22 protein-coding genes are annotated in these 23,607 nt (G+C 43.6%); 6 read left to right on the top strand and 16 right to left on the bottom strand.

The window, feature by feature from the left end; genetic code table 11:
- Window positions 1-154: 154 nt before the first annotated feature.
- The 5 genes from AC6CIF_RS13275 to AC6CIF_RS13255 form a co-directional block, all read right to left on the bottom strand.
- A complete protein-coding gene (locus tag AC6CIF_RS13275; protein ID WP_076319943.1) occupies window positions 155-1,033 on the bottom strand; it encodes an amidohydrolase family protein in 879 nt (292 codons plus the stop codon).
- Window positions 1,020-4,187 carry a GNAT family N-acetyltransferase gene (locus tag AC6CIF_RS13270; protein ID WP_498199986.1) on the bottom strand — a complete coding sequence of 1,056 codons (3,168 nt, stop codon included), beginning with the start codon at window positions 4,185-4,187 and terminating at the stop codon, window positions 1,020-1,022. Before AC6CIF_RS13270 ends, AC6CIF_RS13275 begins: the two co-directional genes overlap by 14 nt.
- 238 nt (window positions 4,188-4,425) lie before the next feature.
- Entirely contained in the window at window positions 4,426-4,761 is a 336-nt protein-coding gene (locus AC6CIF_RS13265; RefSeq protein WP_017687002.1) for a type II toxin-antitoxin system PemK/MazF family toxin, read from the bottom strand.
- Complete coding sequence (locus AC6CIF_RS13260) at window positions 4,758-5,060, bottom strand: AbrB/MazE/SpoVT family DNA-binding domain-containing protein (protein WP_017687001.1); 303 nt, start codon at window positions 5,058-5,060, stop codon at window positions 4,758-4,760. The genes AC6CIF_RS13265 and AC6CIF_RS13260 overlap by 4 nt, the downstream gene beginning before the upstream one ends.
- Before the next feature lie 254 nt (window positions 5,061-5,314).
- Window positions 5,315-5,638 carry a hypothetical protein gene (locus tag AC6CIF_RS13255; RefSeq protein WP_215076300.1) on the bottom strand — a complete coding sequence of 108 codons (324 nt, stop codon included), beginning with the start codon at window positions 5,636-5,638 and terminating at the stop codon, window positions 5,315-5,317.
- 202 nt (window positions 5,639-5,840) lie between these two features.
- Here AC6CIF_RS13255 and AC6CIF_RS13250 point away from each other — a divergent pair, with 202 nt between their 5' ends.
- Window positions 5,841-6,446 (top strand): DedA family protein, encoded by a 606-nt coding sequence (locus AC6CIF_RS13250; RefSeq protein WP_211082661.1) that lies wholly within the window; start codon window positions 5,841-5,843, stop codon window positions 6,444-6,446.
- Between the two features lie 198 nt (window positions 6,447-6,644).
- On the opposite strand, the gene AC6CIF_RS13245 is transcribed toward AC6CIF_RS13250, so the two are convergent.
- The 3 genes from AC6CIF_RS13245 to AC6CIF_RS13235 form a co-directional block, all read right to left on the bottom strand.
- The gene (locus AC6CIF_RS13245) at window positions 6,645-7,844 is read right to left on the bottom strand and encodes an MFS transporter (RefSeq protein ID WP_498200134.1); all 1,200 of its coding nucleotides are present in this window, start codon (window positions 7,842-7,844) and stop codon (window positions 6,645-6,647) included.
- 307 nt (window positions 7,845-8,151) lie between these two features.
- Window positions 8,152-9,189, bottom strand: a complete 1,038-nt coding sequence (locus AC6CIF_RS13240) for an ROK family protein (protein ID WP_498199985.1) — start codon at window positions 9,187-9,189, stop codon at window positions 8,152-8,154.
- Between the two features lie 199 nt (window positions 9,190-9,388).
- The gene (locus AC6CIF_RS13235; protein WP_498199984.1) at window positions 9,389-9,658 is read right to left on the bottom strand and encodes a hypothetical protein; all 270 of its coding nucleotides are present in this window, start codon (window positions 9,656-9,658) and stop codon (window positions 9,389-9,391) included.
- Window positions 9,659-9,766: 108 nt separating this feature from the next.
- Here AC6CIF_RS13235 and AC6CIF_RS13230 point away from each other — a divergent pair, with 108 nt between their 5' ends.
- The gene (locus tag AC6CIF_RS13230) at window positions 9,767-9,982 is read left to right on the top strand and encodes a helix-turn-helix domain-containing protein (RefSeq protein WP_498199983.1); all 216 of its coding nucleotides are present in this window, start codon (window positions 9,767-9,769) and stop codon (window positions 9,980-9,982) included.
- A gap of 161 nt (window positions 9,983-10,143) precedes the next feature.
- Here the strand turns inward: AC6CIF_RS13230 and AC6CIF_RS13225 are convergent, their stop codons facing one another.
- Entirely contained in the window at window positions 10,144-11,166 is a 1,023-nt protein-coding gene (locus AC6CIF_RS13225; protein WP_498199982.1) for a hypothetical protein, read from the bottom strand.
- Between the two features lie 566 nt (window positions 11,167-11,732).
- Entirely contained in the window at window positions 11,733-13,142 is a 1,410-nt protein-coding gene (locus AC6CIF_RS13220; protein WP_498199981.1) for a diadenylate cyclase, read from the bottom strand.
- Between the two features lie 179 nt (window positions 13,143-13,321).
- On the opposite strand from AC6CIF_RS13220, the gene AC6CIF_RS13215 reads away from it, so the two are divergent.
- Window positions 13,322-14,116, top strand: coding sequence for an amidohydrolase family protein (locus AC6CIF_RS13215; protein WP_498199980.1), 795 nt, complete (start codon window positions 13,322-13,324; stop codon window positions 14,114-14,116).
- Window positions 14,117-14,142: 26 nt separating this feature from the next.
- On the opposite strand, the gene AC6CIF_RS13210 is transcribed toward AC6CIF_RS13215, so the two are convergent.
- Both AC6CIF_RS13210 and AC6CIF_RS13205 read right to left on the bottom strand, forming a co-directional pair.
- Window positions 14,143-14,430, bottom strand: coding sequence for a type II toxin-antitoxin system HicB family antitoxin (locus AC6CIF_RS13210; protein WP_498199979.1), 288 nt, complete (start codon window positions 14,428-14,430; stop codon window positions 14,143-14,145).
- Window positions 14,423-15,016 (bottom strand): YdeI/OmpD-associated family protein, encoded by a 594-nt coding sequence (locus AC6CIF_RS13205; protein WP_498199978.1) that lies wholly within the window; start codon window positions 15,014-15,016, stop codon window positions 14,423-14,425. The genes AC6CIF_RS13210 and AC6CIF_RS13205 overlap by 8 nt, the downstream gene beginning before the upstream one ends.
- A 261-nt stretch (window positions 15,017-15,277) precedes the next feature.
- Here AC6CIF_RS13205 and AC6CIF_RS13200 point away from each other — a divergent pair, with 261 nt between their 5' ends.
- Together AC6CIF_RS13200 and yidD are read left to right on the top strand one after the other, a co-directional pair.
- On the top strand, window positions 15,278-15,499 hold the full coding sequence (locus AC6CIF_RS13200) for a hypothetical protein (RefSeq protein ID WP_100529170.1): 222 nt from the start codon (window positions 15,278-15,280) through the stop codon (window positions 15,497-15,499).
- Between the two features lie 16 nt (window positions 15,500-15,515).
- On the top strand, window positions 15,516-16,022 hold the full coding sequence (gene yidD / locus AC6CIF_RS13195) for a membrane protein insertion efficiency factor YidD (protein ID WP_498199977.1): 507 nt from the start codon (window positions 15,516-15,518) through the stop codon (window positions 16,020-16,022).
- A gap of 42 nt (window positions 16,023-16,064) precedes the next feature.
- Here yidD and AC6CIF_RS13190 read toward each other — a convergent pair whose 3' ends face one another.
- From AC6CIF_RS13190 to AC6CIF_RS13175, 4 genes are all read right to left on the bottom strand, one after another.
- A complete protein-coding gene (locus AC6CIF_RS13190) occupies window positions 16,065-16,541 on the bottom strand; it encodes an EVE domain-containing protein (protein WP_498199976.1) in 477 nt (158 codons plus the stop codon).
- A gap of 26 nt (window positions 16,542-16,567) precedes the next feature.
- Entirely contained in the window at window positions 16,568-17,104 is a 537-nt protein-coding gene (locus AC6CIF_RS13185) for a DinB family protein (protein ID WP_498199975.1), read from the bottom strand.
- Window positions 17,105-17,171: 67 nt separating this feature from the next.
- Window positions 17,172-18,119, bottom strand: coding sequence for a helix-turn-helix transcriptional regulator (locus tag AC6CIF_RS13180; RefSeq protein ID WP_498199974.1), 948 nt, complete (start codon window positions 18,117-18,119; stop codon window positions 17,172-17,174).
- A 211-nt stretch (window positions 18,120-18,330) separates the two neighbouring features.
- Complete coding sequence (locus AC6CIF_RS13175) at window positions 18,331-21,870, bottom strand: S-layer homology domain-containing protein (RefSeq protein ID WP_498199973.1); 3,540 nt, start codon at window positions 21,868-21,870, stop codon at window positions 18,331-18,333.
- A gap of 607 nt (window positions 21,871-22,477) precedes the next feature.
- Here AC6CIF_RS13175 and AC6CIF_RS13170 point away from each other — a divergent pair.
- Window positions 22,478-23,437 (top strand): MORN repeat-containing protein, encoded by a 960-nt coding sequence (locus AC6CIF_RS13170; RefSeq protein WP_498199972.1) that lies wholly within the window; start codon window positions 22,478-22,480, stop codon window positions 23,435-23,437.
- Window positions 23,438-23,607 lie beyond the last annotated feature (170 nt).

Raw genomic sequence — 23,607 nt, 5'->3', positions numbered from 1 at the left:
TGTACTTCATTTCGTTATACTCGTTGTAAGATACCTCGACAGGCATACAAAAAAACACCCTACGGAGAGACTAATACGTGTCTGCTCCATAGGGTACATTTTATGATAAAAGCTTATATAACCACGAATTCCGTGTTGAAATCAGATCCCTCGCTTACCCCAGATCGGCAATCCGCTGTCCAATACGCGGAAACAGCCCAAAGGCATTCTCATAGAAGACTTTATCATGATGCTGCTCCGGTACAAGTCGACGGACAAATTCGGCATACAGATCGATGGGCGCAAGCGGCCAGTCGGTGCCAAACAGCATTTTCTCATAATGATCCGAATAGACCAAGGCCCGGCGGAAATGATCCATGAACAAAGGCTCGTTCATGAACCGTTCAAAATGGGGCCGGTCCCCCACCACAAGACCAGACAAATCCGCGTACACGTTAGGATTCTTCGCCACCACTTCAGCTGCATCCATCACCCATGGATCACCCAAATGACAGATCATGAAGTTCACACCGCGCTGCTGCAAGGCTAATTCATCCACCGTCAACGGATGCGAATATTTGAGTAATCCATTCATGGAGTACGTGTCACCCGTATGAATCACGACAGGCAGGTTGTACTTGGCTGCGAGTTCATAGACCGGAGTATAGATTTTGTCATACACATAGTGATGATAGTATCCGGCATAGAGTTTGATTCCGGCTACTTCTGGGGATTGCAGTCTTGCTTCAATCCGGTCAAGCTCGTCCTGAGCGTTTTTACCATCTAGCGCATTGGGATTGATGCCCACGCATTCCATGAGGAATGACGGAACCTTCTCTTCCAGATCAAGTCCCATCGGGTTAGGGGAACTGGAATCCGGGAATGCTCCCTTCGTCTGCTCCGTAACCCCCATTCCGATACCCATAATGACGTCGTTTTTATCAAACTCCGCTTTAAGACCAGCGGCAGAGTAATCCACTTTCGATAAATCGATTGCTGTTCGGTGAAAGCTGTCGATGTCCGACAGATGAATATGAATATCAATGATCGGCATGTAAAGCCTCCTTTTCATCGGTAGAAGTTGCAAAATTCAGTTTGAGAAGGTCATGCACATCCGCTGAACTCAGCGGGATTGGTCCCAGAACCAGATAGGTCGGCTCCGTCCAGACCGTCTCCCCCTGCTGGAGTGTCAGATGATGATGTACGTTCAGACCCGTCACCTGATTATTGGCAAAACCCCATGCACTCTGATTCGGGTAACGATGGACCGCATGCAGCATGTTCTCACGCGAAACCGATCCTACTCGCAAAAGGTCTTCAAGTGGCAAGCCCACATCCACCTTGCCGAGCGGGAATCGATCTTTACCCGGTTGCTCTATCCAACCTTCCGCAAATACAGATGAAGGCTGGAGGAAACGTTCCTCCGCAAGCGAGTAATCCGTCAGCGTCAGGCCGCTTTCGTTTGTCACGGCAAGTAGCGTGCAAAGTACAGGGACACCCGGTAGCATCAGATAATGCTGCTGGATCGTGATTCCCCGATTCGCTTCATGCTTTTCAATCCGGGTGGTCAGCTTAATACCCTTCCAAACGTTGCCGTATTGATCCTTCTGCTCTGTCCAGGAAGCGGCTCTCTGTTCCAACTGGCGGCTGAAACCATTCATGCCTGGAACCCCCACACCCAGCCCGCCATACCACGGATTCCACCACGAGCGTGGAGCCGGTTCAGGGTATGAGCTATCCAGCCATTCTTCTCCTGCATATTTCAGGGAGTGTACTACACTCCCGAATTCAGGAGCAACGGCGATCGACAACACTCCATTGTCTACGGTGTACAAAGGTCCAGATGAACCTTCTTCAATCTTCTGCTTCACCTCTGTTCCGCTCTGCGGGAACCAAAGGGCAGTTCGCTCCTGAATCCGATCTTCGCCCCGGTATAGCCCACGAACTTTCCAACCACTCACGTGTTGGTCTCGGTCCGCTTCGTCTGGTGAAAATGTCAGCTTGGCAGAGTTTAGATTCTGCTCCGGATTGAATTCCTTCGCATTGGCCATAACCTCCGGTTTGCCACCCTGCTGTACATACAGCTCCAGCTTGCCCGCAAGCGAAACCAGTTTGTGTTCAGTCAACGTTGCTTGCAGCACATCCGGGGCAAATGGATTCCCCTCACTCAGTGTCAGATCCAGATGACTGTCCAGCAACGGAATGACCGGGTTACGCTGCTTCCGCGCAAACGCACGGAAATCCGACCATTTGGCAAACGTGTTCAAAGCATATACAGTTGCTTTTGTCCGCACAACGGCTCCTGCAGGAATACGGCCAAGCTCATGCTGAAACCCCAGCGTGTATTCCGGGCGAAGCAACTTCAGAGAAGGGTCCCAATAGATACCGCTGGCACCATACTCCTCCTTACAGAACAGCCAGTTCTCCGTGATTTGGGCGCTGTCCCAATGGCTCGGATCACCAGCGTAAGAATCCCCCATATCCACAAAACGGCCTTGATACGGTAAAATTAGCTGGTTTCCGTAGAAACCAAAGTTATTCATCAGAAACAGCTCTTCTTCCCAAGCGCTGTCTCGTGTATTCTCAACCTCGTGGTGGAATTCGGCGATTCCATTCGCAGACAGCTTGACCACAGACTTAATCTGCAAGCCAGGGAAATCCTCCGAGTCATACAGTGCTTCAAGAACCTGAATTTCCCCTTCGGGATAAATATTCACTTCTTTTGCTTGTTTCTTGGATAACTCTTCGGCAAACGGCTTACCCAGCTTCGGATAAGTCCACCAGAACGAATGACGGGAGCCCGGGTATTCAATCCACATGTTATTATCTTGCTTGCTCATATGAATAGAGAACGCACCATTAACAGCCACCCATTGATCCTCAATCTGCCCGCCATATTTCCCTTCGATTCCCTTCATCAGTACAGAAATTTTGCTTGTAAAAGAGATCGCATGGTTCCCCACTGGGACAGCCGTCACTTCTACTTCTTGGGAATAGAGACCATACGAACGCAAGGTGAAAGGCACTGGCACAGACATTTTGCCTTTGGCAGGCACCGTAAAGCGCACCGAACGCTCCGCCCATTCAAGGAATTCATCCTCAGGCAAGTTCAAGCTGAACTCCGTTTCTGCATCCACATTATTTTCCACGTTCAGAACCAACCCGGCCGGAATACCTGGATAGAGCTCCTTCACAGGCAAGACGGTCTTGATCTTGGCCGGGAATTTCGGGGCAATACCTAACCTGAACTCCGCTTTCTTACCGCCGATCAACCATGTGCTGGCAACCACGGGATGAGTCTTATTGGTATTCTGTTCCTCTGTAATTGGATCAAGGTGAAACTCACCTTCCACGATGATGGTTTCTCCCGGAGCCACTGCTCGTGCAACGTCCAGCGCATATCGAATGTTTTTGTTATCCTCACCCTTAATCTCAACCGCCAGTTCGGACGCAGAAGTGTTCTTGATGCGATAGCGAACCTTATAGCTGGAACCGAATACCAGATCATGATCATCGACTTCTGTTGAGATTTCGTAATCCGGTGTTTCGAGGGCAGTCAGCCCGCGACCCGACTTTTCAAATTCAGCCCGCAGGGAGACATCTCCCTTTTTCCACGTGTAGTCAAAGAAATCAAAACCACGCTCCCGTCGGCCATCCGGCTCGGTGACGAGTTCACGCGTGCTGTCTGCATACCAATCCAACTCCTCAAAATAAGGAGCAAGTGCTTCGGTCTGTAAGATCGTGGGGATGAAATTCATCAGATGCACATGTTCATCTTTTTTCTCCCAGAAGAATCCGCATTTCTTGTACATCGGTACAGCCTTTGTGTTGCCTGCCCACGTGAACAGATCCAGTCGAGGCCATCCGGCCTCCACGGTCTTGCGCACAGCATTCAGGATCAAATTACGTCCGACCTTGTAACCGTGATAGTCGGGGCGTACGTTAAGCAGCGGTACATATAGCGCTCTCTCGTCATAGCGGTAATGAGCAAAACTGCAGAAGCCAACAACCTCTTTCTCATGAACGGCTAGAAACACATAAAGATTGGACGAACTCTCCATCTCCCGGCGAACTGTTTCCTCTGTTCTAAGGTTGGTGCCACCTCCCCAGCTTTCATTACTACGGTTCCACATATCCGCGAGTGCGGCAGCGTAAGAGGGATCGTATTCAATAATATGGATTTGATCAATAATCGAAGTTACGGTCATGTTCTGATCTCCTTCTCTTTATGTACAGGATGGTTAAGAAGCTAGTGATAGTCTTATCATACTATAAATGGAAGCATTTTCAGAGAATTAAAAATCTTTCTTTCCAACTTATATGTGCCTTTCGGAAGCTCTTGTTAGAAGCGTCAAGGATGGACGAATCTATTTAGGCATGAAAGAAAAAATCCACGTCTTTTAGTTAGACGTGGATTTAGGAATATGATCAGCTACTAATTTTCAATTATGCCAATATAGAACGGACATTGCGTAGAACTGATTTCATAAATTCAGAGGTTGGTTCGGCATGCCCCGCAATTTGGATACGTCGTTGCCGCACATCAAGACTCTTCAACTGATCCGTCAAAACAACACCTGAAAATGGCAGCTCTTCTGGTAGTGTAACTTCAAAAGGATAATCCTTGGCTTGGCTCGTTATAGGACATACAACGGCAAAACCCGTTATTTCATTGAATTCAAGTTCCGATAGAACAATAGCCGGTCGTCTCCCGGCTTGCTCGTGACCCGCTTGAGGATCAAAGTCAAGCCATATCAGATCGCCTCGTTTGGGAATAATCAAAGTAACTCGTTCCCTTCAGTACCAAAGTCTATTTCTTCATGTCTTGTATCCTGTTTCACTTTAGAGAGCAAAGTCTTTAGATGGTTACGTAGTTCCTCATTGGACTCTACAGGCTTGGTTTTTGGACGCAACAACAATTCATTATCTTCTGTCACCAAAATCTCGATTTCCGAGCCTTCTTCCAGATTAAGACGCTTAAGCAATTGGTTAGGAATGCGAATCGCACTGCTATTTCCCCATTTGCTAAGTGTGGCTGTAGTCATGGCAATCCCACGCCTTTCGTTTGATTGATGCTCCAATTATACCTCACCTCCCTACAGTTGTATATCTATATGATATACATGAAACAATAAAAGGATACATTGTATTCAACCATAAAATAATGATTGTACAGCCTATGATTATGAATAGATATACCATTGGTATAAAGCAAAATAAGCATATAAAAAAACCTCATTTGGTCGAAACGAGGGTTCCCAGTCAGATCATCCCCAACAATGAAAAACAGCTGTAAGCCTTAGACGAAAAAAATGAAGTCCAGACTGCCCCTGTTTTATGGAGCTATAGTCCCTCGGTAGCTTACCCTTGTATAATGTGCCTTGATCTCGACTGCCAGTTCGGACGCAGAAGTGTTCTTAATGCGATAGCGAACCTTATAGCTGGAACCGAAAACCAGATCATGATCATCGACCTCTGTAGAGATTTCGTAATCCGGTGTTTCGAGGGCAGTCAGCCCGCGACCCGACTTTTCAAATTCAGCCCGCAGGGAGACATCTCCCTTTTTCCACGTATAGTCAAAGAAATCAAAACCACACTCCCGTCGGCCATCCGGCCTCCACGGTCTTGCGCACAGCAGCGTAAGAGGGGGCGTATTCAATGATATGGAGCTGGTCGATAACCAGTTCCGTATGAAGTGTCAATGAATCCATTCAACCCTTATGTACGGGTAAACATATTGCCGCAGTGTGTCCTGAAATGGCTATACATGCGAACTTTGACAAGCTCTATTCGCTATTGTTACTCTTTGTAGAGGAGTGTTTCTTTTATATATAAAAAAGATAGATTCATGGAGGGAAAGCATGACAGAATGGATCACGCAATTTATACTCTTTTTTAAAGATTTGTCATACGCAGGTCTCGTTATTGCCTTGTCGTTTGAATTCGTACCTGCTGAACTTGTGCTGCCCATGGCGGGATATTGGGTGTATCTTGGGGATATGAAGCTTTGGCTGGCAATTCTGGCGGGTACCGTAGGCGGAACGTTTGGACCTCTGACGTTATATGCCCTGGGACGATACGGCGGCAGACCAATGGTCGAAAAATTCGGCAAGTATTTCTTGATTCGCCCCCACCATCTGGACGCTTCCGATAAGTTCTTCGAGAAATATGGCAGCGGGGTAGCTTTCTATGGACGTTTTGTTCCCGGCATTCGGACCGTGATCTCCATCCCTTGTGGTATGGCGAAGATGAATGTGTTTAAATTCAGTATCTTTACATTCTTGGCCATGCTTCCGATCACCTCATTGTACATTTACTTAGGCTTCAAATTAGGCTCTCAATGGGAACATGTGGATGAGATTGTTAAACCTTATATCGTTCCGGCAGCGGTGGTTTTCTTAGGCGCTTTTGGATTGTACGTGCTTTTGAAACGTTGGAAAAGAAGAACGGCTTTGAACAAGTCATAGGCTTGCCTGAGGAAATGCGGGCTGTATAGTAGAGTAGCTGGTATATGATGAAAAAAATCCTTACTCTACATGGCCTGTGGTTATGATTTGTTAAGTTACTAGTGATAGATGATATGCCGTACTAATCTACTCGTATATTCACATGCAAAGCCCCACCGATCATGGCGATCAGTGGGGCTTTATCGTTTCAATTGATTTCTATATCAGTTCCTGCCTTCTTTTCAAATACACATACAACACTACGCCAGATACCGCACAGATCACAGCACATAAACCGATGAATCCATATCCCGCCTGAAGTCCGCGCAGCAGCCCCAACTGAGTTGTTGAACCGTACATATTCTTCACACCTTCAATCACCCAGCCAATCACATAGTTACCAATGACACTACCAACCCCCATCAGAGTAACTGTGAACGTAATCGCGGTGTCACTGCCGTTCGGATATCTTCGTGCGATAAACGCCATAACTGTTGGATAGATCATCGCTATTCCCGCGCCAGATATCGCAAAGAAAATCGCAAGACGCTCTCCCCCTGCAAGCGCCACGAACGTACATACTCCCGAGAAAGCCGAGAACAGAATCAGTGATAATACAAATCCGATCCGGTCCGTCAATGGTCCAAGCAGCAGGCGTCCCAGCGAGAACGTGAGGAAGAACGCAGATAATAACCCGGAGGCTTTGACCGTGTCCCACGTGTAGGCTTTTTCCAAGAAATTAACCAGCCACCCCCCAACCGCCAGCTCCGATACCACGCCAAAAGAAAGAATGAGCACCATCAGCCAAAGGGCAGGATCACGTGTTAACGTCTTCAGTGAAGTCCGATCTTCATGAGGAAGATCGTCCCCCGGGAATTTGCTGCGCAGCGCCGCAATGATCGGCAGCAGACAGAGTGACAACATGACCAGATACATGCCGCGCCAGTCCAGTTCGTGTCCAAACACCTTCAAGGACATGACACCCGTCGCCAGCAAAGGAGCCACCGTTGAACTCAGTCCATAGAAGAAATGGGACAGGTTCATCATCGTACCTGTGTTTTTTACAAATATCCTTGCACCCAGAATCGCCAAAGCAATCTCCAGCATGCCGTTACCGATGTACATGAAGAAGTACGATGAAGCAAAGAGAGGATAGTTATGAGACATGTAAATGAACACACCCGAGAGAATCATCGATGCAAACGATATAATGCTAACCGCCTTAATGCCCCATTTGCGAACCAGAATAGCCGTGAAGGAGCAGGCGATCAGGTACCCAAGTGCATTCAGGGACAATAACGTCCCGAGCTGTTTCTCATCCAGATTGAAGTCAAATTGAATGCGCGGAATGGCCGGCCCCTTAATATTTTCCGATATGCCGAATACGATAAATCCGAGAAAGATTGTTGCCAGCTGCATGGCGTACAGCTTGTTGAACTTTCGTTTGTTGCCTTGTGTACCTGCTTGCTGATTCAAAATAAGTTCCTCCAGTGTGTTCAGGAAAATGATTGCACGTTATAACTACGATTGCAGTACCATCTTCCGACCGCTGTTATCCCTGTATTTTTTGAATTTCTTGCTGATCGGTAAAATACAGGGATAAAGGCGTTCTTCAGATTGGTTCTGCCCTCTCCGTTATCGTGTCAATGATTTGTACATATGAAATAGGAAACATAGTTAAGCATTATTCCTAAAAATAGAATACTTGTAAAAGTTCCTTTGTCCTTTACCACTGCTTCTCAATCACCTGAATGCGGTAGGTCAGGCTCTCCAGTGTAACAGCGACTAGTCCAGTCACATACTCGCGCCGAGTGTCTCTTTGGATGATCAACTCCGGCATATGCTCCTGTGGGATCAAGTGATCCAGACAGCCTTGTAACAGGTCATTCCGCATAGCCGGGTCCATAGTATCGCCCGTAACGACAATCGCTGCCGGGTTGATAATCGCAATGATGGAAATCAGCGTCTTTGTGACGAGTTCCTGCAACCCTTCCATCGTTTTCAACATTCGCAACTGCTCTTCTCGTGACACGCCAAAAGGTAAGAAGGACACCTCGCCCCCAAATTGCGTGTTCCCGGTCAGCGGACGACCATCAATGATAAAACCTGCACCTGGAAAATGGTTCTCCGGAAACGTAACTACCGCGAAGTTCTTCTCTTCCTCAAACTGCTGCTGGTTGTAAAGTCCGTAGACCGTCAGGTTCATATCATTGCCAATGACCACTTCCACGTCTTCATATTGCTCTTTGAGCCTTGGGCCGAGCGGCTGATACATCAGCTCCGGTACATCACAGATCCCAATAACGCCGTTGTGTGCCACCCCAGGTATGCCGATACCAATGGCCTGCACATTGTGGTGTTGTTCGATCAGGTTTGCAATCAAATCCTCTACCACCGTGACATTAATCTCATCCAAAATGAGTGTCTGTTCGTCGGCCATCTCTCCGTTCAGATTGGCATATGTATGTGTGATCGAGTGAATGCCGCCCTCTGTTCGAATAATCAGGCACAGTACGCTGGCGTAGTCCGCATTAAACTGGTACCGACTCGCCGGTCTCCCCCCACTCGATTCATCTGGTCCCAGATCGATAATCTCACCTGTCTGAAGCAACTCGTTCAGGATCGTGCCGCATGTGGCAACACTGAGTTTTGTCAGATTTGCAATGGAAGCCTTCGTGCCTACGCCCATGGATCGGAGTGTATTCTTCACAAGTTCAACGTTAATGCGCTTCACCTGTTGGGTGTTGTGTGATGTGGGTAACATGGTAAGTTATATGCCTCCTTTCGTTCATTTCGAACCATTCAATGAATGTTTTTAAAAGTATTTTAATAATTGAAGTGTAGGGGGATTTGGCAGGAAAGTCAATGCTAAATTGGGAGCGAAAGACGTTTGGAAGGGAAGGCAAAAAGACAGTTCAAGATCATCTTATATGATCCTGCGCTGTCCTTTAGTTAAGGTGACTTTATGTAGACTGACTCATTTGATTTGCCAAGATGCTCTTCTCCAGTCGGACTTTAAATAACATTCTGTTTAGATCCTGTTCCATGGAATGAAGGTGATATGCAGCTTGTTTCACCGTGTCCATATGCAGCACCCCGCCTCGCTTCGCGATGATGTCCATGGCATCCAGGATGAGTTTGTTACATGTGACCAGCTGATCGACGTAATCGTCTTCCTGTTGGACAAGTTGTGCGTACTGCAAAGCGAGGTCTTCGCTGTTGGTACTTGTCATGTCACCACTCCTAAAATTGGTACGCATAAGAGTACCAGATATACAAAAAGTATATGGTACGCTCATGCGTAACGTCAAGACCATATGGAAATTTTAGGAGTGATACTCATGGCTAAGAAAGTCGTCGTCAATATTCATAAACTCACGGAAAAACATAATATCTCACTGCGCGAACTAGCAAGATTATCTGATATCCGCCACGCTGCTTTGAGTGAGTTGCAGTCTGGGAAACGTGAGAATATCAACTTTGCTCATATTGAACGGATCGCAGAGGCGTTGGGTATTGATGATATTAGGGAGATTATTGAGATTCGGGATTGTTAGTATGTTTAAGTGTAACCTACTTATAGTTATATGTAACTTTAACAATCTCATGTTAAGAAATATATTTGTTCTAAGTTAGTGATTACATTCCTCCATTATTGGTAATATTATACATAAGTTTCCTTCCGCAACTCACCAACAACTCATATAACGATTATTAATTAGTTTGTCATAGTAAAATGAGGGAGACGAAGCCAATTAATTATCAAATATGATGTTGTAAAATACCAAAGTTTGAAGATTTTTAAAAACTGTTCGTCAGTAGGTAGCTTGTTATTGTTACGCCAATCATCAATAATGTTCTTACAATCAATATTCCTCTGACTATTTATGCCTTTTATGCCTACAATTTCGCTACTGCTATGTCGAGAGTAGGCTCCAAATAAATCGGAAGCATTAAACATACCGAAGAAGTATTTCCTCCACGATCCCTTATCAATTTGTTTAACTAGAGAGTAAACTAAATTATTGACTCTATGTAGTTTAGATTTGCGATCATATTCATCTTTATTTCTATATACGTCATTTGTAATAACTTCAAGTATGTTACTCAATCTTTTTATAAAATCAGCTTGGATAAAACTGTTTATGTTAGCCCACTCGTATAGAACTACACTGATTTCTTTTTTCACGACAGCACCTTTGAAAATATAGCTCGAGTTAAAAATGCTTCTTTCATTTATAACAGCTACATTAAATTTTGGAATATTGTAAGAATTGAAAAGCTCATTCATTTGTATGGACCACAAATATTCTTGAAACGGATTCACCTCAATATATCTTTTTTGACCATTATTAGCTATATGATTCGCATATTTCAAGGCTATCGAGTTATTAATAAATATACCTTGCAAGTTCAAGGTGGATTCTATGTCACTAACTAATAGATTTTCACTTTTATTTGATATTTGTTCTGGAATTTGATTATTCCAAAAATACTGTAATTTATTGAATGCTTCATAATAACTCAAAAAAACACGATGTAAAGAAAAAAAGTTACTCTCTCCCATTTTAACAATAAATCTATTCAAATCAGAATGATTAACCCAGAACAATCTTTCAGGTTTAGTAGTGTACCCATCTTCAACATTTTCTGCATGTTGGTCTTCATACCCCATATAAAAACTATTCAAAGCAGGTAAAGTATCTGTATTTGAAGTAACAATAAGACCAAAATTACTCATGAATTCCCCTCCAGAAATGGATCTATAACATACTTGCTCATAACAATCTATAGCCGATGAACAACAATTTTACCTGTAGCGACCTACTACAACATAGGCTACTTAGATTATCCCATTATCTAACATACTGGATAACGTTCGTCTTGATCGCGGATTTCCAACTCGCTCTTTAGGTTACCATTTTCCAAAAAACTCGACATCTCAATTAAGGAGGATTATGATTGTTTTAAGAAACTTCCTTTGCTTCCAACAAAATGAAATAAAGCATATTTATTTTCAATTAATTGTCGTTTCAAGTCCAAAGACATTTCAAAATAAAAATAATGTTTTCATTCACCTTAGCGTAATATAAAAGGCATTTCGTTAAGTATCTCTCATTTTGAGTTTTAATAATTCAAGTACCGGAATAGATTGAACTGTAGCTTGATAGATTTTCTACTTTAACTGATATTTTAACAATCCTAATTTCAACTAGGAGTCTAGACTTAATTTACAATTTCACCTGTGGTTATTTGAAATTGTTCAATGATTGGTTTTTTTTAAAGTAACTATAATTAAGAATATGCTTAATCTGTATTATTTGTTGAAAGTATATTAATATACTTATCTTCTGAGATAACTACTATTAAACATTCAACGTCCTCTTCTTTCTGTTTATTTAGATACCTCACTGCTGAATTGAATCGGGCCCCTCTGGATGGATCACCTTTAGAAGTTGCTGATCCGTCCAATATGACACCTAAGCCATGACAGAATCCATTAAGATCAACTAAGAGAGCGCCGTCAATATTAGACACTAATTCAATTACATCCTTACAAAGAATAGTTTCTTCTATAATTGTTCCAGCGTAACACAAGCGCCTCATCTCTTCGGATGCTCTTTCCGAAATAACGACCATTGTGCCATGTTTTTGATTTTTTACTGTCTCAATCAGCTCTATTATTATTTCTTTGTTCACATTATTACTAAACGTGTGTTCAAGTTTAGTAGTTAAATCACTTATATAATCAATTTTTAACGGTAAATAGGGAATTAGATTTGAATAACCTATTTCTTCATGTTCATCTGCATACATTATCCATTGCAAATATTCTGTAAATTTCACTTTATAATATCCTGTATTATTATTGACTCTCCCTAACCCATATGCATTATAATTTTCGTCTATTAATAATGAAATACGATCATTGGTCATTTCTAATAATTTTCGGATGTGTTTATAATCGCTTATTTTTACTGGTACTTTCAAAGATATTGAAACTTCAACTTCGAAATCATCCTGTTTCCTACTACGATTTTTCAAAAAAACTATACTGCCGTTATTCACTTGACTTTCATACCTTAGTGAAGATAGTACATTGAAATGTGTATAATTATCAGCAAGAAAATTATTAGATCTTGATGCAGAATGCTTGAATAGCTCGTCATAAGTACGATCTTCCCATCGGAGTCTCCAACTTACTTTTAAAGACTGCATATATTCGTGTTCAACATCATCTCTATAAAAATATCTTTTGTAATTATTTTTATCAAATTTAATTAGAGAAAATTGATATATAACCTTATTACTTTGATCTAACAAGTCATAAGATGAAACATTAGGCAGTGAACACCAATAAATATATTTATCATATTCAGTATTTAGTATTTCTTCTATTTGCTTATGAAGAATTTCATGTTCTCTACTTCTGTATTGATAGAATTCAAAGTCTTCGGACCTTGTGAAATCATTTATAGCGTTAGTAATCTCTAATTTTTCTGGAGAATCAGGATATAAATAGTACTTATATGTATCATCATGCTTCAAACGTATATCTAGTAAATAAATATCTTGTATGCTTAGGTCAAGTATGTCTCTAGGTATGATTCTTTCAAATTCATTTAATACTTTCTCCTTAACTTCTTTATGTAGCTTAATTTCTCTTTCTTTAAAAGATTTCTTTTGTTTTTCCAGAAAACCATATAAATTTTTCATAATTTACGTCTCTCTTTCTTATTACTATCATTTGATTTCTATCTCTGTTATTTGAATCACAACACCGTGAAAAGTATTGTATCCACAAATAACGTAATAATACACTTATCCAGTTAATCACGTTTTTATGTGCACTACAATAGTAGAAAAATTATGAAAGTGTCTTATCAAACCATCCATTGGCATGCAAAAATGTACGCATCAATGTGAAACACGGCGTGGATCTGATCAAAATCTGTGTGACGGGTGGCGTGACAGATGCGAAAATGGTGGGAGAGGCTGGCCGTTTACAGATGACGGTGGACGAAGTTGCGGCGATCTGCGATGAAGCGCATAAGATTGGTTTGCGGGTGGCAGCGCATGTGGAGAGCACGGAAGGCGTAAGAGTTGCGTTACAAGGTGGCGTTGATACCATCGAGCACGGTTCGGAGATGGATGACGAAATCATTCATTTGTTCAAAAATAATCCCAATGCCCTGAATGGTTACACCGCACTCATCCCCACCCTGCAAGCCGCCTATTCATCCGCTTCACTGGATACCAGCGTAACAAAGGTAAGTGCAACGGTAAAAGAGAATTCAAGACTCGTCTACGATTCCATGCTCAAAGGTGTAAAACAAGCAATCGAAAACGACATCACCATCGGGATCGGCACCGATGCCTCCATGCCTTACGTGACTCACTATGATATGTGGAGAGAGATGGACCACTACATGAGGCAGGCCAACCTGAACAACAAACAGGTCATCGACATGGTGACTCGAACCAATGCGAAAATCCTCGGTGTTGAGGATGTTACAGGGATGGTGGATATCGGAAAAAATGCCGATCTGATTATCATGGAGCAAAATCCACTGGAACATATCGAGGCCTTGTCAGACATCTCTATGGTTATGGTCAAAGGAAATCTAATTCAAACACCGTCTGTTACAAGAATCAAAGAAGTCGACGATGTTCTAAACTCCGTATGGTGAGTTCAGATATGTAAATATAGAGTCGATCAGTAATACGTAATACTTGCTTCAATTAAATACGCTTTATCTTTAGAGTTCAATAATTCAGGCATTATGCTTTGAGGTGGAGGAATATCTTCAACAGGTTCTCCATCCAAAAATAATTCAAGTGCTTCTTTCGCCATCAATAATGCTTCTTCAACTGAATCGCCACAGGTGATACATCCAGGCAAATCAGGAAATGTAACATTAATTCCATCCTCTGCAAAATTAAAAATTGCGTAGTATTGGTAAGTTCGAATAATATGGGACACTCTCCTGTTAAGATTAATCATTCAATCCTTTGCCCTCCAGGATCGGCTGCATGCACTTCTCGATTCGTGACACTTTTGTTTTGGCTTGCTTTGGTTGTGAGAAATAATAGAGGTATGCCCGCTGCCGTCCGGGTGTCAGTGCTTCAAATGCATCTCGGAAAGCAGGATTCTCATCGAATTGCTGCTGAAGCTCCTCAGGAACGCTATATTCGGCAGTTTTTTTCATTTCCACTTGCAGTCCGGCCTGTTCCACTTCAATCGCTTGCTGGATATAGGCTTTGATCATAGCCTCCTGCTCCTCAATCTGCTCCAGACTGGTGAAGCGAAGCTGACGCTCTGCCTGTACATTCTCCGTTTGCTGGACCAAAATGCCGTGGTTATCCTTCAGCAGAGCACCTTTGAAGAACAGAATGGCCACGTATTCTTTGAATCCATGAATTAGTACGATGTTTTTCCCATCCAGCATATAGCAAGGGTGCATCCATTTCATATCCTCTGTCAGTTCAAAATCTCGAATGATCTCTCTCAGCTTTGTAGACTCTTCCTTCCACGTTTTGAGTTTCTTTAGATAGCCGTCAACTTTGCGATTCCCACTTGTATCCGTCATGGAGAAATCCCTCTCTTTATCTCATGTTCTTATAGGTTCAATTGTACTGGTTTTCAGTGGATTGTACAGCGTTGCTTACAGAGCTTTTATTGACTTTTCCAAGTGAATTTAAACCTTAATCGCAACAAAGACCATCCAGTTAGATGGCCTATCATTTAATTCAATCTCATCTAATAAGTTTCAATCGACAGTTCACCATACCCATAGTAAAATAATGGAATGTCTATTGCCATAATTCCAACATACGAAAGGATGATTTAAATGAGAGAGTACACAGTTGTTCCGGGTCCGAAAAATGTTCAAGTAAACCGAGGTGATACTCAGGCTGCTGTTAATTTATTTGCGGATATCATCAATCACAAAGCACAATCCGGATGGATCTATCAATCCATGGAGTCGCTTGCCGTCACTGAGAAACCCGGTTGTCTCCAACAACCTGTTACAACGCATCATTATATGCTGATTTTCTACAGAGAGATTTAATAATAGTACAACAATCATGCGAAACTCAGAATCTGAGGAACTGATATATAATAACATGCCTTCCGAAGAAGAACTTATTAGACTCTTACATACACATCATGAAGAAAACGATCCTCGAAGCAGTTTCTATATAAGAACTCATGTTATTCCAGAAATCGATTGGTTGAAGTCTTTGCTTAACGTTTCACTTGCATTATTCGCAGGGCTAATCATCTCTATGATCTGTTTCTATCTCTTGAATCCATTCATTCCAGTATATGCTTTGCTAAGTGCCCAGATTGTTTTCATAGCAAGTATGTTATTCATAGTTCTACGACGTGTTAGAGTGATCCTGATATGGAGTATTAGAATTTATCAACGTTTTGCCCCCATTGAGGTGAGGAACAAATGTCGTTTTGAACCAAGCTGTTCTGTGTATATGATTCAAGCTATTGAGCAATACGGAGCGATTAAAGGTCTTTCCTTGGGCATCCAGCGTCTTCGCAAATGTAATATCAACGGTGGAGGATATGATTATCCTTAAAATTAAAAGGTCCATAGACAATCTATGGGCCTTTTGGTTTGGTTAACATTTATGGCTTAAGCTAATATCCAGTAGTGACTGTGTCTCATCTTCCAACATGGAGGAAGCTATCATCCTGAAGTCATCAACCCCAATCTCAAAGTGACCTTTACGAAATGGAAACCCCCAATTGCGATTCCCACGTGTAAAAGTGAGCTGGTCTAACAACGTTGCAATCTTTACTTCTCGACACGGAAGATAACGGAGATCTCGGCGAAAGGGTACAAATGATTCCGACATCTGATATTGGTAGACCCTGTCGTCGATAATCTGACCAATAGCGGTAAAAGCCTGTAGCGGCTTGCCAGTTGATATGTCTGTACGTGGAGAGTAGTATATCATCCAATCGCCCGGGGACATCTGTCGCAACAGCGCTGACTTGCCATGGCACAGCTGCGCAAACCCTCCCTCTACGGCTACATTTACATGAGAAGCAGATACAACGCCAATCCAATATCTGCTATCCTGATTTGGTTTCATGGATACATCCCATTCCCTTCTCTCGTTTACATTTCCAGATTCGATTTCAATCGATCTAATTGCAAAAAATGATGTCTGTAGTGCATCTCTATCAACAAAAACCACTCCTGAGCGTTTAGAGCGCCAAGCCTTGGATGACGTATTTTGTTGTTTACGGACGCTTGGTGTAGTACAGATGCCGTGCTTCTCATCCGGTTCACTACCTCGTGAAGCCCGTCGATCAAGGACTCCATGCTCTCAGGTGGTTGCGGGGTGTACTGCGGGGAAGCAGGGACTTTAACAGGCACGGGAGGGAATTGTCCTAATTCAAATACTTTCCTACCTAGTTCTGTTTTTTCCTCCCCCGAGTTTAATGTCGAATCCTCGCTGCTCAAACACTGCTCAATATTATGCAGATGTAAGAAAAGCGCTGATTGAATCAAATGTACATACATCTGTCCAATGGACCATTCCTCTTCACTCTGTTTTTTATATAAGCTAGACATATCCAATTTGTTCAGTTCTGCCAAATATCGTTCTACAGCCGTTTCAAATGATGTCAATACTTCCGTTGTACTTCTCATCCTTCAACCCACTCCTCTTGATCTGTGATATATCAAAGTATAAAAAAACACTACTGACAGGTGTATGTCAGTAGTGTTTTAAGATGTTTTTGGCTACTTCCTGCATTCGGAAGCGCAAAGACTCCGGCTCCAAGACCTCGATATCTCCACCCCATCCAAGTAAATAATGCAATATTTCTTCCGGGTAGCGGACACGAAAATGAAAAACAACACCTTCCTCTTGCTCCTCAAATGCATCCATATAAAAATGAAGGGCCTCCATAATTTTGTCAGCAATTTCAGGTTTAGCCCGAATTAATACTTGCTCGTTACGGTCGTCAGGAGGTCGATAACTGTTTAGATCAAAATCCGGTGGCAAAAGGAATTGATCCTCCAGCACGGAAAGTTCAGTCATCCGTGACAAACGAAAATGACGAATGTCTTGTCGCATATCACAACGTGCAATTAACATCCAATTCTCCTGAACCAGTGAGAGGCCATAGGGTGAAACCTCACGCATGTTATACCGATTCCCATCCGTTCCTGGCATTTTTTTCAAATACATAAAGCTGATTTTACGTTGTTCCAAAATGGCATTACGTATCTGGTTAAGGTATGTTTTCACCCGCGCTCGGGTTAAAGGTTCAACCGTATGAAGCAGTCGCATCGTTTCCCGAACACGTATCGATTCGTTTCGAACGGATTCTGGTAAAATCGCTTCAATTTTACGTTGAGCCGACTTAGCCTCCATCGCGTATTCTGTATCCAATCTCTGTTCGATAAAATCAGCTCCCATAAGCAGGGATACAGCTTCTTCTACGGTGAAGCTTACCGGGGGCAGAAAATATCCTTCCATGAGGGAATACCCATGACCCGGGGCTCCCATAATCGGAACGCCAGCTTCGCTTAATGCCTGAATATCTCGATATATCGTCCGTACACTTGTCTCCAATTGAGCAGCTAAATCTTCTGCTCGTAACATCTTTCTTCTCTGCAATTCAAGCGTAATCGCAAGTTGCCGCTCCGTTTTGTTCATTTTCTAGCCCCCACCGTTTCATCATCCAAACCTAACTCATTCTATCACAGTAACTTGCCCTTTCGTTTCGTGAATTAAAGCTATGGAACGTCTTAAATACCATCCAAGATGAGATAGTCTTAATCCCAAAAAAACTGATACCCCAAAAGGATATCAGTTTTTTATCTACTTTATATCTGCTGAAATTACGGTTAATTCTATTCGTTACTCCTTACACGTACATGGCCAGCAACAAGTTATAGATCATCGTGGCAGCTTCCGCTCGGGTCGTTTCACTTCCTGCACGAACCGTATGGTCCGTATATCCACTCACAATCTTGGCCTGCACCGCTGCATCCAGTGCTTCTTGTGCCCAAGATGGCGTCTGCGATGCATCGGTGAAACTTGGTTTAACGGATGTATTACCAGACATTCCGGCTTGTGCATCTGAACTTACTTTCAGCGCATTCGCCATCATGACTGCCATCTCGGCACGAGTAATCGTACGATCGGGCTTAAATGTGTTATCACCGTAGCCTTTCACAATTCCCGCTTGTACGGCTGCGGCAATATCACCTTTGGCCCAGTCTGGCAGACTACCTTGATCTGCAAATGTCAGATCCGTTTGCACTGATTTTAATGCCAGCGCCTTACTGAGCAACGTAACAAACTCTGCCCGTGTGATCTTTTTGGAAGGTTGGAATGTTCCATCTGTGTAACCTTGAATCACGTTCATGCCCAACAAACGATCTGCGTAGTCGGAAGCCCAGTGTCCATTCAGGTCAGACAGATTCACCGGTGTGTAACTGGACACAACGAATGTACCCAGATGATTAACATTGGCCGTTATGCTTCCTGCTGCATTCATCTTGCCACCGATAAATACCCAGCTCTGACGAGCTTCATTATAATAGTAGATTGCAGGTTGGGTACCGTTAGGCATATCTGCCGAATCCATATTCAGGCTCAATGTCGCCTGATCATTCAACGTTCTTCCGCCACTGCGGCTGATCTGTACAGCTTGTCCAAGCACATTCAGGGAAGCTGTATTCTGCAACTTATCCTTGGCAACCACAGACACTTGCAGCGTATCCTTGGAACCAATGGCTCCCGATGGAACATTGAATTGCACGATGTCTTTCAAACCCGTTTGGACCGGCTGATTCGCTCCCACCTCCACCTTCACTTCAGTGGATGAATCTGACCCCGTTTCCGGGTTGGTTGGTGTGGTTGGAACGGTAGGCGTTGTTGGCACACTTGGTGTGTTTCCTCCAGAATTCCCACCAGAGTTGCCTCCATTACCTCCACCTGAACCCCCGCCACCATTGCCTGAGCGGGCTTGTACAGTCACGGTACGGATAACTTCCTGTGCCGCATTACCAGCGATATCCTTCACGTTATACCGAAGGGTGTAGATCCCTGCTGCCTGTGTGTTCACCGTGCCATCCACCTGCACGGAACCACGGGTGCCGACATTATCAGAAGCCTGTGCTCCAGGCTCGTTGTACGTATCTCCTACGTTCAGCGTCATCTGGCTGCTACCTTGCAGGGTGATGACGGGAATCTCACGGTCTATTTGAATGACCAGAGGTAAAGTATACGTTTGTTCCAGATCGTCTGTTGCTCGGAATAAAAGGTTGTGCTCTCCCGGCTCCGTTACCTCCAAAGGTGTATTCTCTGTATAAAGTTCGTACGTCTGCCCTCCATCACGAGACAACTCGATGATCGCGGAAGTAGCAGGCGCGTATACTGCGCTGGTTACACTAACCGTTACGGACTGGTTCGTCCATGTATCCGTGTGATACGGCTGGCCGTCAGCGGTAGTCATGTTGCTTTTTAATACCAGCGCCTGATTATTCTTGCCTTCCACAATGACAGTGAACGTTTTGGGTTGTGACTCCGTGCCACGTTGCACGGTTGCCGTCAGTTCCAATCGCTCATTATTGTCCGGTTGCGTTAGCAGCTTGCCCTCGTTATTCATTAGTTCCGGGTTGGAGCTGGACCAGCTAATCGTTGCACCATGCTTCCCTTCAACAGGAAGGGTAAGATCGGAATGGACCGCGTTCAGATCGCCCAGATCGATTGCTTGAAGCGTATCGGTTACTGCTTGTGCATCACTGTAAGGTGTGGCACTCACAAAGATTGGATTTGAGTAGAACCACAGATCGCGATAGTTGCTATCGTTAATTTGATTAAAGCGGATCGTTGCATCAGCTGTCGTATTTTTCGGATCAAGCTGCGGTTCACCATTTACAGTCTCACCTGTCACGTTCATGCCCAGATTCGTACCGCGCAGGCGGAAATACTTGTCCTGGTCTGTAGCTTTGATCTTGTACGTGATGACATTATAACCTTCGGCATCTGTGGTCCAATCGTTGGGTGTGAAGGTAGCCAGTACTTTGGTAGAATCGTTGGTGTCTTTGGTATATGCGGCTGTACCCTTCTGGGCCTTGGCTGTCACATCCCCAGCGATGAGATCAACGTGATCCACCATGGGTACTTGTCCAGCAGACGTGCCGCTGTTGATTGGATTTTCATAGTTATTGCTCGCCGTTGGACTCTTGAAGCGAATCTTCAGCTCTACTTCATCGCCTTGAGTCACATGAAGGTCTCCGCCCATCTCAACCTGAGCACCCGCTCCGGAAGCTGTAAAGTCCAGTGCGTTGATCAGGTCGCCGAATACGGAAAATGATTTCCCCGAACGCAGTCCATCCAGAACAGCCTGCATACCTGTACCCTCAACCCAAGAATAAGTCTTGGCATATTCGCCCGGAAAATAACCACTGGAATTCGTGCCAATCGTCTTGAAGTGGTAATCCGAATTGCCATAGTTCCAAAAGTGACGTCCTTCTCCCAGCAATGCATCCCATAGTCCGCCAACCTTGGCGACCATATAGTCTACACCGCCGTATGTACGGTATTTGTATCCATCATCTGCGGTCGGATTAGCTACATTGTAGCTTGTGTTGTACCCTCCACGATCCGGTTCCATCTGGTTACCCAGCATGCCTTCGATACCAAATACCACTTGTGGTGCCAGATCGTTAAACTCACGGAAGTCCGCGATGGTATATTTGTTTTTGCCGCGTGAAGGATGGTTGATCATCGCATAACTTGTCGTTGGATAGTTCGTTGCGAGCCAATTGATGGCGGTTAAGGCATCCTTATGAGTCGTGTACGCACGCGCTCCGTTCTGATCCCATTTTGTTACGTCAGCCGCATTAAACAGGTTCGCTGCGCGATTCGTGAAACGGTATTCGAATTCCTTGGCAGCGTTCAGCGCTTCGGTTGAATTCGGTTCATCCGTAAGAATCCCCACCCCAACGTGTTCATGTGTCGGCATGTCCCATTCGAAACCGGAGAAGATCGTTTTTCCTGCGTATTTACCTGCATTCTGAAGGGCCTTGATCTGTGGCACCTGATACTCATTCATTCCTTGGGACATCGGTATTGGTCCACCCGAAATGTCGTTCCCGTTGTGATCTCGTTTGGATAACCGCAAATGATCCGTAAGCGCGATCCAGTCCAGCCCATATTTGGTTAAACCCGCATCGAGCACGTTCTCCAGTGAAACCTGTGCATCATCGGACTCAAACGTATGTACATGCAAATCTCCCGTTTGCCAAGAACCTGTTGCGGAGCTGTTGATCGCTGTGTTGTCCCCAGCATCTGCATACGTTATCGCAGCAGGGAAAGCCCCCATGACCATCCCTGTAGCCAAGGGTATAAGTGTAAGCATCGCGAGCATTTTCTTGCCTTTAATATTGAACAAAATCATTCCACCACCCGATCTGAGTTGTTGTGTCGGGAGTAAATATAAGAGACTTTCGGGGGCAGGGTCAACGGCCTGGAAGCATGTATTTAAAATTTTACATATACCTGCATTCTTTCATATTCCGTTAAAGGTTTCTCAAGCTTTTTCTAACAGAGCCATGCTCTGTACTGCTCCATATTGGGGGAGTGAATCTAGGGATAACGCTGCAAATAGGAGGTGATACAAAATTCAGAGATTGTTCACGATTCAGGAAAGTTCCACCACTGCTGTGGATCATTAGGAGGAGAACTGGTGTAGCGGAATGATGAGATGGAGTAGATAGTGGATTTTGTAAAAAGATCAGGGTTGCGCATATGCTGAGTATAGAAAAAAGCACCCACGAACTACAGGCATAATATGCCATGAAGCCGCAGGTACTTTGGGTTGAGCGGGATTTTGCTTCAGCATTTATATCTTTACTTTTGTGAACTGGGGACGAGTTGTTTGTGAAATCAAACCTATCTCCACTTTATATTTAAACTGGAAAAATACGATACATAAACCGATAATGTTGGAGATGGCTAACAACGTAAAGATCATTATACATTGAAGGAGTTGCACACTTTTGAAAAGATTCTATCTAGGTCTTGGATTAACGATCACCATGATCATTGTACTATTATCAAGCTCTACTCCAACAGAAGCAGCATCGAAGAAAGTAACCTTAAAATTATCAGATGGAGCGACGTACTATGGTGAAGTTTCAAACGGGAAACCTCATGGTAAAGGAACCGCGAGATGGGGAAAAACCGAAGTTTACTCTGGAGATTGGGTGAGTGGTACACGGCAAGGAAAAGGCAAGTATACATATACATTAGTTAAAGGTGGAGGTGTCCCCTTTGAGGATTACAATGAATCTAATATGGGCCATGGAACAGGTGAATTCACTACAAAAACCTACATCGGATCATGGATTAACGATACATATCATGGTAAAGGAAAAGAAATTACGCAATGGCTAGAAGTACAGTATCTTACTTCTGATGGTAAGGTTTACCCTATACATGACCGTTACAACAACACCATTAACGATGGAACATTCAATCAGGGCAAGATGTCTCAAGGATATTACGCAATCCACTCTTCAGATACTGTCTCACTAGGATATACTGATCATACAACTACGATTGCTCTCAAAAATGATTATTTCAACGAAAAGTTAACCGGGGATAAGGACTTTTTTGACACGATTATCAATTATAAAAAGAAACACGGTTCTTCTGAAAAATATATTGGGATTAAACCATCCGAATTCTCCAAAGGTACAATAACTAGTGGCAAATTCACGGGGGTCACGCATCTAATCGATTATAGTAATTCAGTAAGTTATTCTAAACAAGTCATAATGAATGATAACGTATTAAAAGAGAATCACATACCATCTGCCGTCTTTAATAAGGATCGTAAGAAAATCATTAATGAATTCCTGCAAGCTATTAAGCCCTATTCAGTCAAAATCAATACCATCTCTGACGAGATTATGTTATTAAAAGTCATTAACTATGAGGAAATGATCCCTAGGTAGTGGAGGTCACAAAATGAGAAAAAAGCGATGGATTGTGAGCATAGTCATTTTGATTATCATACTTTTCATGAGTGAGTTGATGATGTTGTCCTCAGGAAAGGTTGGCGTTCTCAACATAACGCAGAGAGTTATTTCAGGTGCACCTCATGTTATCGTTCAAGGGCAGACAC

Source organism: Paenibacillus sp. GQ49, assembly GCF_059759055.1.
The sequence above is the reverse complement of the archived record's forward strand: the minus strand, read 5'-3'. Positions and strand labels throughout refer to the sequence as shown.